12 protein-coding genes are annotated in these 12,189 nt (G+C 39.9%); 7 read left to right on the forward strand and 5 right to left on the reverse strand.

The window, feature by feature from the left end; all coding sequences use genetic code 11:
- Window positions 1–119 precede the first annotated feature (119 nt).
- The 5 genes from jag to rpmH all read right to left on the reverse strand — a co-directional run bounded on the left by jag (window position 120) and on the right by rpmH (window position 2,490).
- Window positions 120–743: an RNA-binding cell elongation regulator Jag/EloR gene (gene jag, locus JOD45_RS16550; protein ID WP_205003461.1), complete on the reverse strand. Its 624-nt coding sequence runs from the start codon at window positions 741–743 to the stop codon at window positions 120–122.
- Complete coding sequence (gene spoIIIJ / locus JOD45_RS08495; RefSeq protein ID WP_205003462.1) at window positions 740–1,519, reverse strand: YidC family membrane integrase SpoIIIJ; 780 nt, start codon at window positions 1,517–1,519, stop codon at window positions 740–742. The genes jag and spoIIIJ overlap by 4 nt, the downstream gene beginning before the upstream one ends.
- A 34-nt stretch (window positions 1,520–1,553) precedes the next feature.
- Entirely contained in the window at window positions 1,554–1,793 is a 240-nt protein-coding gene (gene yidD, locus JOD45_RS08500; protein ID WP_205003463.1) for a membrane protein insertion efficiency factor YidD, read from the reverse strand.
- A gap of 4 nt (window positions 1,794–1,797) precedes the next feature.
- Complete coding sequence (gene rnpA / locus JOD45_RS08505; RefSeq protein ID WP_205003464.1) at window positions 1,798–2,148, reverse strand: ribonuclease P protein component; 351 nt, start codon at window positions 2,146–2,148, stop codon at window positions 1,798–1,800.
- Window positions 2,149–2,355: 207 nt separating this feature from the next.
- On the reverse strand, window positions 2,356–2,490 hold the full coding sequence (gene rpmH, locus JOD45_RS08510; RefSeq protein WP_021290274.1) for a 50S ribosomal protein L34: 135 nt from the start codon (window positions 2,488–2,490) through the stop codon (window positions 2,356–2,358).
- A 553-nt stretch (window positions 2,491–3,043) separates the two neighbouring features.
- Between rpmH and dnaA the strand changes: the two genes are divergently transcribed.
- The 7 genes from dnaA (at window position 3,044) to gyrA (ending at window position 12,136) form a co-directional block, all read left to right on the forward strand.
- Window positions 3,044–4,417: a chromosomal replication initiator protein DnaA gene (gene dnaA / locus JOD45_RS08515; protein WP_205003465.1), complete on the forward strand. Its 1,374-nt coding sequence runs from the start codon at window positions 3,044–3,046 to the stop codon at window positions 4,415–4,417.
- 225 nt (window positions 4,418–4,642) lie between these two features.
- The gene (gene dnaN, locus JOD45_RS08520) at window positions 4,643–5,782 is read left to right on the forward strand and encodes a DNA polymerase III subunit beta (RefSeq protein WP_205003498.1); all 1,140 of its coding nucleotides are present in this window, start codon (window positions 4,643–4,645) and stop codon (window positions 5,780–5,782) included.
- A 119-nt stretch (window positions 5,783–5,901) separates the two neighbouring features.
- Window positions 5,902–6,120, forward strand: a complete 219-nt coding sequence (yaaA, locus tag JOD45_RS08525; RefSeq protein WP_205003466.1) for a S4 domain-containing protein YaaA — start codon at window positions 5,902–5,904, stop codon at window positions 6,118–6,120.
- Window positions 6,121–6,175: 55 nt separating this feature from the next.
- A complete protein-coding gene (recF, locus tag JOD45_RS08530; RefSeq protein WP_205003467.1) occupies window positions 6,176–7,300 on the forward strand; it encodes a DNA replication/repair protein RecF in 1,125 nt (374 codons plus the stop codon).
- 10 nt (window positions 7,301–7,310) lie between these two features.
- A complete protein-coding gene (gene remB / locus JOD45_RS08535; RefSeq protein WP_205003468.1) occupies window positions 7,311–7,562 on the forward strand; it encodes an extracellular matrix regulator RemB in 252 nt (83 codons plus the stop codon).
- 114 nt (window positions 7,563–7,676) lie between these two features.
- Window positions 7,677–9,602 (forward strand): DNA topoisomerase (ATP-hydrolyzing) subunit B, encoded by a 1,926-nt coding sequence (gene gyrB, locus JOD45_RS08540; RefSeq protein WP_205003469.1) that lies wholly within the window; start codon window positions 7,677–7,679, stop codon window positions 9,600–9,602.
- Between the two features lie 44 nt (window positions 9,603–9,646).
- Window positions 9,647–12,136 (forward strand): DNA gyrase subunit A, encoded by a 2,490-nt coding sequence (gyrA, locus tag JOD45_RS08545; protein ID WP_205003470.1) that lies wholly within the window; start codon window positions 9,647–9,649, stop codon window positions 12,134–12,136.
- Window positions 12,137–12,189: the final 53 nt, after the last annotated feature.

The following is a 12,189-nucleotide window of genomic DNA, read 5'->3' on the forward strand; positions in this document are numbered from 1 at the left end:
TTGAATGTCGGTTTTTATACTCACTCAGCTAACCTGTTATAACGATTGCCAAATTTATATCTCCTTAATCGCAAAAAAAAAGCACACGCCTTAGCAGCGTGTGCTTTTCAGTCAGTTATTTATGATTTAGGGAAAACAATGACATAACGTTGAGGTTCTTCACCTTCAGACCTTGTCGTGACATGGTCGATATTTTGCAGGGCAGTATGAATAATTTTTCTCTCATAAGACGGCATCGGATCAAGCTTCACCGGACGGTTGAATGTCTTTACTCTTTCAGCTGTCCGATTCGCCAGCCGTTCAAGAGATTCTTTGCGCTTCAAACGATAATTTTCAACATCTAAAGTTAATTTTACTTTATGATCAGAGTGTTTGTTAATCATTAGATTCGCCAAAAGTTGAATGGCGTTAAGCGTTTGTCCTCTTTTTCCTATAATTAAGGCAGCGTCTTGTGACATCAATTGACATTCGACATTTCTTTCATCTTGGCTAATGACTTTAATATCACAAGAAATGCCCATTTTCGACATCATATTCTCTATATACTCAATGGTTTTATCTATAGGCTGGTATCTTAGCGTCACTTTAACGAGAGCCGGTTTAACCCCGATGACACCCAACAAACCCCTTTTCGGTTCCTCTAATACATCAATGATCACATTTTCTTTAGTTGTTTTTAAAGACTCTAACGCGGTCTGCACCGCCTCTTCTATCGTTTTACCCTGCGTGGTGACTTCCCTCACTTTTTCGCTCCCCCTGCTTCTTTTTCCTTATTTTTTTTCGTTAATCTGGAGCTGTATAAAATGTAGGTTTGGAAAATCATCCAGACGTTTCCGACAAACCAGTAAAGAGCTAAGGCAGATGGGAAGTAAATGGCCATACCGCCAATAATAATTGGATAGATATATGTCATCATTGCCATTTGCGGGTTGGTATTTCCAGTTTTACCGAGCAAAACTTTTTGCTGGATAAATGTAGCTGCAGCCACAACAATCGGCAAGATAAAGTAAGGGTCTGGATGACCTAAGCTAAACCAAAGAAAATTAGAATGTTTAATAGCCGTTGTTCGCATAATCGCATGATAAAGCGCTATGAGAACCGGCATTTGAATAATTAACGGCAAACATCCCGCTAACGGATTAATATTATGTTCTTGGAAAAGCTTCATTTGTTCTTGCTGCAATTTCTGCTGGGTCTTCTGATCTTTAGAACTATACTTTTCTTTTAATTTCGCTATCTTAGGCTGAAGTTCCTGCATAGCAATAGAATTTTTTGTTTGCTTGATCATTAACGGCATTAAAACAAGACGGACAATTAACGTCACAATAATGATCGCCAGTCCATAACTGCCGCTGAAAAAATTTGCTATGGACGTTATAAACCATGATAACGGCCATACAAAATATTCATTCCATATCCCCGTACTGTGAGCATTGATAGGCTGATTCATATCATTACACCCTGACAGTACGGCTATAAGGAGTAATAATAATGCCGTCACAGTTATTTTTCTTCGCACACCTTTACCTCCTTGATCGTCATTGAAACTATGATCAACGGTATCGTTTTGTTCGTTCATTTCTGTCAGGAACAGGGTCGAAACCTCCTGGGTGAAACGGATGACATTTTAATATTCTTTTTATCGTTAAGTATCCTCCTTTTAATATGCCGAAACGCGTGATTGCTTCAACCCCGTATTGGGAACATGTAGGCAGAAAGCGGCAAGTTGGCGGCGTTAAAGGAGAAATGAACCTTTGGTAAAAACGGATAAGCCCAACAAACAGCCACTTCAATCTATCACCTTCTATGACGCGATATAACGCCGGCACGTTTTAATACATGCTGGATACTCTTTAGAGACTCGCGATACCCCATATCGGCTGTCGGTTTTCTTGCAATAATAACAAAATCGCAGCCTGCTGGGAGCCTGTCCTCTAAATGTCTGATCGCTTCCCTTATGTATCGTTTAACCCGGTTTCTAGTAACAGCGTTTCCAATCTTCTTACTGACTGAAATCCCTAGTCTAGAATACTCCTGTTCAGGCTGTTTTAGAACATAAACGACAAACTGCCGATTTGCAGTTGACTCCCCTTTATTAAAAACCTCTTGAAAATCATAATTTTTTTTTAGTCTTTTCAATGTCTCCATATTGTCACTCCGGACAAGTCGTTCTTAATGAAAATATAGTTGGGCGCCATCATCAGATGGCTTCCTCCTGCCTTGCATCCTGCTTTTCCAACCGTTAAAAGTATTATAATATATGTTCAAAAAGGAAGACAAATATTCCTTAGTCCCCCTTTTCAAACATATCTTCCGTATCTAGCAAAAAAGACCACTGCGGGTCTAACAGTGGCCTTATGCTGAAAGTACTTTTCTGCCTTTGCGACGACGACGAGCTAGAACTTTACGTCCATTTTTTGTTGACATCCGTGAGCGGAAACCGTGTACTTTCTTTCTTTTACGATTATTTGGTTGATAAGTACGTTTCATTTATTACACCTCCCAGAGGATATATGCCTTACACAGTCTGGACTATTATATATGAGAGCATGGTTCGTTGTCAAGGATGCGAATGACCCCTTCTTTTTTTATTGACTCTTATAAACACTTCGCCGAAGCCTCTGGAATTTTTAAATTGGCCCCTCCTGTTGTTGACATATCTCACTCATTCTAAACACTTGTGGATAAAATTCGACGGCATTATTTTTTATCAACAACAGATATCGACAACTTTTACACAAATAAACCCATTGTGGACAACATTTTTTCACAGGATCTGTGCCTTGTGGATAACACACCTGAAACCGTTGCGCGACCTGTATTTTTTTGTTATGATTATTGTGTTTTATCACTTGAATAATATTTTCTCAAAATATCTTTTCCACAACCTGTGGATAAAAATGTGGACATCTATTAACAGGGTGTGAAAAGTACTATCCACAAATTTGTGATTCATGTCGACAATTTTTCTGATATACTTATATATCTGCTATTACTTTATACAGGGCTGTGGATAATATCTTTATAAAGGGGGGATACATCATTGGATAACATTCATGATTTATGGAAACAAGCCCTTTCTTTAATAGAAAAGAAACTTAGCAAGCCGAGTTTCGAAACATGGTTGAAGTCTACAACCGCACACTCTCTTGAAGACGATACTATTACTATTACTGCACCTAACGAGTTTGCTAGGGATTGGCTTGAAACCCGCTATTCTAATCTTATTACTGATACGATAAGAAATATTACCGGTTCAAACTTAAACGTTAAATTTATAATTCCGCAAAACAAGATGGATGATGATTCATTAAATTTTGATCAGCGGAGAAAACAGCCTCAAAAGCAAAAAGAAGATCAAAATGAAAAATCAAAAATAGGCATGCTTAATTCCAAAAATACCTTTGATAATTTCGTCATTGGCAGCGGCAATCGCTTTGCACATGCTGCTTCTTTAGCTGTGGCTGAAGCACCCGCTAAAGCTTATAACCCTTTATTTATCTATGGCGGAGTAGGATTAGGCAAAACTCATTTAATGCATGCTATCGGCCACTATGTCATAGAACATAATCCAGACGCAAAAGTTGTCTATCTTTCTTCTGAAAAATTTACAAATGAATTTATCAACTCTATACGGGATAATAAGGGCGACGAATTTCGCAATAAATACCGCAGTGTCGATGTTTTATTAATTGATGATATTCAGTTCCTTGCCGGAAAAGAATCAACTCAAGAAGAATTTTTCCATACCTTTAATACACTGCACGAAGAAGCAAAGCAAATTGTCATTTCAAGCGATCGGCCGCCTAAGGAAATTCCAACATTGGAAGACAGGCTCAGATCAAGGTTCGAGTGGGGCTTAATTACAGATATTACACCTCCTGATCTTGAAACAAGAATCGCCATTCTCCGCAAAAAGGCTAAAGCTGACGGTTTAGAAATGCCGAATGAAGTCATGCTCTATATAGCAAATCAAATCGATACTAATATCAGGGAACTTGAAGGGGCACTGATTAGAGTTGTTGCTTATTCATCTATGAACAACCTCGATATTAATGTTGATTTGGCCGCTGAAGCACTTAAAAATATTATTCCTTCATCAAAGCCGAAGGTGATTACGATTAAAGATATTCAAATGGCTGTAGGCGAGGAATATCAAGTAAAATTAGAAGACTTCGCAGCGAAAAAAAGGACAAAATCAATTGCTTTCCCAAGGCAAATCGCTATGTATTTATCAAGGGAAATGACGGACTATTCCCTGCCTAAAATAGGCGAGGAATTCGGCGGAAGAGATCATACAACTGTGATTCACGCCCACGAAAAAATTTCAAAGCTATTAGCGACTGATAGAGAGCTGCAAAAGAAAATTAAAGACATTGCTGAAAAGCTCAAGTCACCTATGAAAATCAAAAACTAAAGATTTGTTTACCCACAACTTTGTTGATAATTTGTTTTGATTCAGCGTTAATTATACACAGCCTATCCACATGTGGATAGGCCTTATTACCGGCTTGTTTTGAAAGTTATCCACAAACTCACATCGCCTACTATTACTACGGCTTTTTTTATTACTTGATATATATTAGGAGGTATTCTCATGCAAGATGTCATGAATTCAAACAACCATGACACAGCCCTTGCTATGAAATTTTCTATTACTAAGGATAAGTTAGTAGAAAATGTTAATCATGTCATGAAAGCAGTATCTTCAAAAACAACGATTCCCATTCTAACTGGCATTAAAATAACCGCTTCTCATGACGGTATTACATTAACAGGCAGCAATTCTGATATTTCGATTAAATCTTTTATCCCATTGGAAGAAAATGATGAAGAATATGCAACAATAGAAAAGACTGGAAGCGTTGTTCTGCAAGCAAGAGTTTTTTCTGATATTGTAAAAAAACTGCCGAGTGAATTTGTTAATATTGAGGTTGATTCCAGACTCATAACAAGAATTACTTCAGGATCGTCTGAATTTAATCTTAACGGCTTAGATGCTGAGGAATATCCTAGGCTGCCGCTTATTGAAGAAGGTAATGTCCTTCACGTGCGGACAGATTTATTGAAACACGTCATCCGTCAAACCGGCTTTGCGGTGTCCACCTCAGAAACACGCCCGGTGTTGACAGGTGTAAATTGGAATATCCAAAATGGCAATTTAAACTGTGTCGCAACGGACAGCCACAGGCTGGCGAGCAGAACGATTTCAATTGACGCAGATGAGAATGCGGAATATAAGAATATCGTTATTCCTGGAAAAAGCTTGAATGAATTATCAAAGATTCTTGATGACTCAAGCGGAGAATGGGTTGAAATTGTCATTACGGAGAGTCAAATTCTTTTTAAAACAAAACATCTTCAATTTTACTCAAGACTGCTTGACGGTAATTATCCTGACACAAATAGACTTATACCGACAGAGAGCAAAACCGATATTATTTTATCAACTAAAGCCTTACTGCAAGCCATTGACAGAGCTTCATTGCTTGCAAAAGAGGAAAGAAACAATGTCGTGAAATTTAGAACGCTTGAAGACAGCATTGAAATTTCTTCTCAGTCAGCGGAGTTGGGAAGGGTATTCGAAAATGTAGAGCTTCAATCGTTAGAAGGAGAAGAATTAAAAATCTCATTTAGCGCAAAATATATGATAGATGCCTTAAGCCGGATCGAGTCTCAAGAGATTCGAATAAGTTTTACAGGAGCGATGAGACCGTTTCTTATTCGCCCTGTAGAGGATGAAGGGATCTTGATGCTTATTCTTCCTGTAAGAACTTATTAATTTTATAAAGATGTTTAAAGGCCGTCATTCAACGGCCTTTTTCATCATTCTATTCCAGTGCTATGATCATTTTTAAAATACCTTGATCATTAAACTTATGATGAAAGTTGGTGAGAACTATGCAGCATGTTAAAATTCATTCAGATCAGGATTACATGACATTAGGACAACTGTTAAAATATATTGGTGCTGTAAGTACAGGAGGACAGGCCAAATGGTTTTTGTCCGAATACAATGTTAATGTAAATCATGAACCCGAAAACCGCAGAGGCAAAAAGCTTTATGATGGTGATCATGTCGAGATTGAAAATCATGGGGAGTTTATTATCGAAAAGTAAAAACTGATGTTCATGCTCTCGCTTTAGAACATCAGCTAAAAGGGGGGAATCCCTTTTGATCTTAGAATCCATCACTGTATCCAATTTCCGTAATTACAATAATGCTTCAATCAATCTATCTGATTCCGTCAATGTTTTTCTTGGCGAAAATGCCCAAGGGAAGACGAATCTTCTCGAAGCTATTTATGTACTGGCCATGGCTAAGTCTCATCGTACACCTAATGACAAAGAATTAATCAAATGGGACGAAAATTATGCTAAAATAGAAGGTAGGATTATAAAGAAAAACGGGATCATTCCCCTTGAGCTGACCATTTCAAAAAAGGGCAAAAAAGCAAGCGTTAATCATTTGGAACAAAAGAAGCTCAGTCAATATGTCGGCACGTGTAATGTTGTCATGTTTGCGCCTGAAGATTTGAATTTGGTCAAGGGCAGCCCCAGCTACCGCAGGCGCTTTATCGATATGGAGATAGGACAAATTCAACCCGTTTACATGCATACACTTAACCAATATCAAAAGGTGCTTCAGCAGCGAAATGCTTTATTAAAGGAACTTGCTAAACAAAAGATTAAGCAATTAACCATGCTGGACATTTTAACTGAACAAATGATTGACTTGGCTGCTGAAGTGGTTTTCCGGCGGTTTCGATTTATTCATCTGCTTAAAGAATGGGCTTTATCTATCCATTCCAGTATTACGAGAGGACTTGAAACATTAGATATCCGCTATCAATCAAGTGTCCCTCATGTATTAGAAGATATGGATTTGTCAAAAATAAAGGCAGAATATGAAAACACTTTCGAACGTATAAGAGAAAGGGAGATTGAACGGGGAGTTTCATTGTTTGGGCCGCATCGGGACGATTTGAAATTCTTTGTCAACGAAAGAGATGTCCAAACATATGGCTCTCAAGGACAGCAGCGAACAACGGCCCTTTCTTTGAAACTTGCAGAAATAGAATTAATCAACAGTGAAGTCGGTGAGTACCCGCTTCTTTTATTAGACGATGTATTAAGCGAGCTGGATGATTACCGTCAAACGCACTTGCTCCATACTTTCAAGGAGAAGGTCCAGACCTTTGTGACAACAACGAATATTGACGGCATCGATCATGAGATGATTCAGCAAGCTGCTTCTTTCAACGTTAATCAAGGACAGATTTTAGAGCCTTGTGACTGAGGTGATGACATTGTTTATCCATTTAGGCGAAGACACAATTGTACGGACCAGTGAAGTTGTTGCTATTTTCGATTATGAACGTATGAAAGAAGATCAAAGCAATCTTAGGTTATTAGAAAACCTAAAGAAGGATAAAAAAGTTAACAATGTCAGCGATCAATTAGCTAAATCGGTTGTTTTCACTGACCATACCGTTTACCTCTCTCCTTTTTCCCCGGCAACATTGAAACGACGGTCGCAACTAACGATAAATCCTTCCTGAAAGTCCGTGTTCATTATTGAACGTCTTCTAAAAATGCCAGGAGCTATTTAAGTGATGTGTTCAAAAGTGCATTCCATACTTTTGAACAACCTATAAAGGTTAGGTGAGGATTTAATGACAGAAAAAGATACAAATCAACAAACTTATGATGAGAGTCAAATACAGGTATTAGAGGGGCTTGAGGCTGTAAGGAAACGTCCGGGTATGTATATTGGCTCAACAGACGCCAAAGGGCTTCACCATTTAGTTTGGGAGATTGTTGATAATAGTATTGACGAAGCTCTTGCCGGCTACTGCGACACTATTGTGCTGACTATTGAAAAGGACGGCGGCATCACTGTCTCTGACAACGGACGCGGCATTCCGGTCGGCATTCATGAAAAGATGGGCCGGCCTGCGGTTGAGGTTATCTTAACTGTACTTCATGCAGGCGGTAAATTCGGCGGCGGCGGCTATAAAGTCTCGGGGGGACTTCACGGCGTAGGTGCTTCAGTTGTTAATGCTTTATCAAGCGAATTATGGGTAAAGGTCTCCCGCGATGGCCATGTCTATTATCAAAAATATCATCGCGGCGTTCCTGAAGCGGATTTAAAGATTATTGGAGATACAGACAAAACGGGTACGACAACTCATTTTATTCCTGACCCTGAAATTTTCACTGAAACAACAACATTTGATTTCGATATACTTGCCAATCATGTCCGGGAACTCGCCTTTTTAAACCGCGGTATTAAAATAATCGTTGAAGATAAAAGAGAAGAAGAGGGCAAAAAGGTTGAATATCATTACGAAGGCGGCATAAAGTCATATGTCGAATATTTGAACCGGAGCAAAAGCGTACTGCAAGAAGAGCCTATCTATGTTGAGGGAGAAAAAGACGGCATCAGCGTAGAAATTGCTCTTCAATATAACGATGGTTTTACAAGCCAGCTGTACAGCTTCGCAAACAATATTCATACCCATGACGGAGGAACGCATGAAATTGGCTTTAGGACAGCCTTAACAAGAGTGATCAATGATTATGCGAAGAAAAATCAATTATTTAAAGAAAGCGACCCGAATTTAACGGGTGAGGACGTCCGCGAAGGGCTAACAGCGATCATTTCCGTCAAGCACCCTGATCCTCAGTTTGAAGGACAGACAAAAACAAAGCTTGGCAATTCTGAGGTAAGAACGATTACTGAGTCAATATTTGCTGAGCAGTTTTCCAGGTTTCTCTATGAGAACCCTGATACGGCAAAGAAGATAGTTGAAAAAGGCATGATGGCTTCAAGAGCCCGTGCCGCTGCTAAAAGAGCTCGCGAACTTACAAGGCGAAAAAGCGCTTTGGAAGTCTCTTCATTGCCCGGCAAATTAGCTGATTGTTCTTCAAAAGACGCTTCAATATCTGAATTATATATTGTTGAGGGCGACTCTGCAGGCGGCTCGGCAAAACAAGGAAGAGATCGCCACTTCCAAGCTATTTTGCCTTTGCGCGGTAAAATTATAAATGTTGAAAAGGCAAGATTAGACAAAATACTGGCAAATAACGAGATACGCACGATTATAACGGCTCTTGGCACAGGCGTCGGCGAAGATTTTGATATTACGAAAGCCCGCTACCACAAAATCATTATTATGACAGATGCCGATGTTGACGGCGCGCACATTAGAACACTGCTTTTGACTTTCTTTTACCGTTATATGCGGCCGGTATTGGAGAAAGGTTATGTTTATATTGCGCAGCCTCCATTGTACAAAATTCAGCAGGGCAAGCGTGTTGAATACACTTACAATGATCGGGAGCTGGAGAAATTATTATCAGAGCTGCCGGATAATCCGAAGCCTTCCATTCAGCGCTATAAAGGTTTAGGGGAAATGAACCCTGCACAGCTTTGGGAAACAACGATGGACCCAGAAAATCGGACAGTTTTACAGGTGAGTTTAGAAGATGCAATGGAAGCTGACGAAGTGTTTGAAGTGCTGATGGGCGACCAAGTTGAACCGAGGAGGCAATTCATCCAGGAGAATGCCCATTATGTTAAGAATTTAGATATTTAGTCTGGGATATGTTTGAACGGGGGTTTAGTTAGGAGGACTTTGGGATGACAGAAGAGCATGATCAATTAAGAATAAAACCGGTAAATATAAGCCATGAAATGCGGACATCTTTCATGGATTACGCCATGAGCGTTATCGTCAGCCGCGCCCTGCCGGATGTCCGTGACGGGTTAAAGCCTGTACACCGGCGTATTTTATATGCAATGAACGAATTAGGCATGACGAGTGATAAGGCTTTTAAAAAGTCTGCAAGGATTGTTGGAGAAGTCATAGGTAAGTACCATCCTCATGGCGATTCAGCTGTTTATGAAACGATGGTGCGCATGGCTCAGGATTTTAGTTACCGTTATGAGTTAGTAGACGGCCATGGCAACTTCGGCTCCATTGACGGTGATTCGGCAGCTGCGATGCGTTATACAGAAGCTCGCATGTCGAAAATTTCCATGGAAATGGTACGGGATATTAAGAAAGATACTATTGATTTTCAAGATAACTATGACGGCTCAGAACAAGAGCCAATTGTTTTGCCAGCACGTTTCCCAAACCTTCTTGTTAATGGTGCATCTGGCATTGCTGTTGGAATGGCAACCAACATTCCTCCGCATCAACTTGGTGAAGTCATTGATGGAATTCTGGCATTAAGCAAAAACCCTGATATAAGCATTTCAGAATTAATGGAGTATATTCCGGGGCCTGACTTCCCGACAGCCGGCCTTATTTTGGGCAGGGAAGGAATAAGAAAAGCCTATCATAGAGGACGCGGCTCTATTATACTAAGAGCCAAGGTTGATATTGAGGAGAATAATAACGGCAAACAGACCATTATTGTCAGTGAATTGCCGTATCAGGTAAATAAGGCGAAGCTGATTGAACGCATTGCTGAGCTTGTCCGCGACAAAAAAATCGACGGCATCACTGACCTTCGTGATGAGTCTGACCGAAACGGCATGAGAATCGTCATTGAGGTTCGCCGTGATGCCAATGCTAATGTTTTGCTTAATAATTTATATAAACATACAGCCTTGCAAACCACTTTTGGCATTAACCTGTTAGCGCTTGTCAACGGCAGGCCTAAAGTCTTAAATTTAAAGGAATGCTTAAGCCATTATCTTGACCATCAAAAAGTGGTTATTACAAGAAGAACTCAATACGAATTAAATAAAGCGGAAGCACGCGCTCATATTTTGGAAGGATTAAGAGTAGCGCTCGATCACCTTGATGAAGTGATTAATCTGATCAGAAGTTCACGGACGACTGATATCGCCAGAGAAGGCTTGATGAAAAACTTTGACCTGACTTATGAGCAGGCCCAAGCCATTTTAGATATGCGTCTGCAGCGCTTGACCGGATTAGAACGCGATAAAATTGAAGGCGAATATCAAGATCTCGTTGCTAAAATTGCCGAATTAAAGGCTATCTTGGCTGATGAAGAAAAGGTTCTTGAGATAATCCGCAAAGAATTATTAGAGATCAAAGATAAGTATAACGATGAGCGCCGGACGGAAATTACTGTCGGCTTTGATATGATTGAAGATGAAGACCTCATTCCAAAAGAGAATGTAGTTATCACAATCACTCACCATGGCTATATTAAACGGATGCCGCTGGACACGTATAAAAGCCAAAATCGCGGCGGCCGAGGCATTCAAGGCATGGGAACCAATGAAGATGATTTTGTTGAACATTTATTCCCGACTAACACTCACCACTATATATTATTCTTTACCAATAAGGGTAAAGTATATCGCTTAAAAGGTTATGAAGTGCCTGAACTTGGCCGGACAGCAAAAGGGATTCCTGTCATTAATTTAATTCAAATTGAGAAGGATGAATATATTACTGCGGCTTTCCCTATCGAGGCATTTACCGAAGATAACTTTTTAATCTTTATGACCAAACACGGCATTACTAAGCGCTCAAGGCTTTCGGCATTCTCCAATATTCGCAAGGGCGGTCTATTCGCTATTAATTTGCGTGATGAAGACGAATTGATTGCTGCTCGCCTTACAAACGGCGAAAAAGAAATTATCGTGGGAACGAAAAAAGGCCTTGCCATCCGATTTAAAGAAGATGATGTACGTTCAATGGGGCGTACAGCAACAGGCGTTAAAGGCATTACCTTATCCGAAGATGATGAAGTCGTTGGCATGAGTTCTATTGAAGAAGACGAAGAAATTCTGATTGTGACCGAAAAGGGATACGGCAAGCGGACGCCGGTTAATGAATACCGCATCCAAACAAGAGGCGGAAAAGGTATTAAGACATGCAATATTACCGAAAAGAACGGTCAAATGGTTGCTCTCCGCACAGTCAAAGAAGACGAAGACCTTATGATTATCACAACCAGCGGCATTATTATTCGGACAGCAGTATCGGGTATCTCGCGGTTAGGCCGAAATACAATGGGCGTTAAACTGATTAGAATCAGTGAAGGCGACGAGGTTGCCACTGTCGCCAGGATTCAAAATAATGATGATGATATTGAAATAGACAGTGATGAAAATAATAAGGATCAAGAAAATATAGATGGTTAAGGGAATCAAGCGAGGCTTGATTCCTTTTTTAATATGCCAGGCTTGCACACATT

This window comes from Scopulibacillus daqui (assembly GCF_016908855.1).
GTDB classification, from domain to species: domain Bacteria; phylum Bacillota; class Bacilli; order Bacillales; family Sporolactobacillaceae; genus Scopulibacillus_A; species Scopulibacillus_A daqui.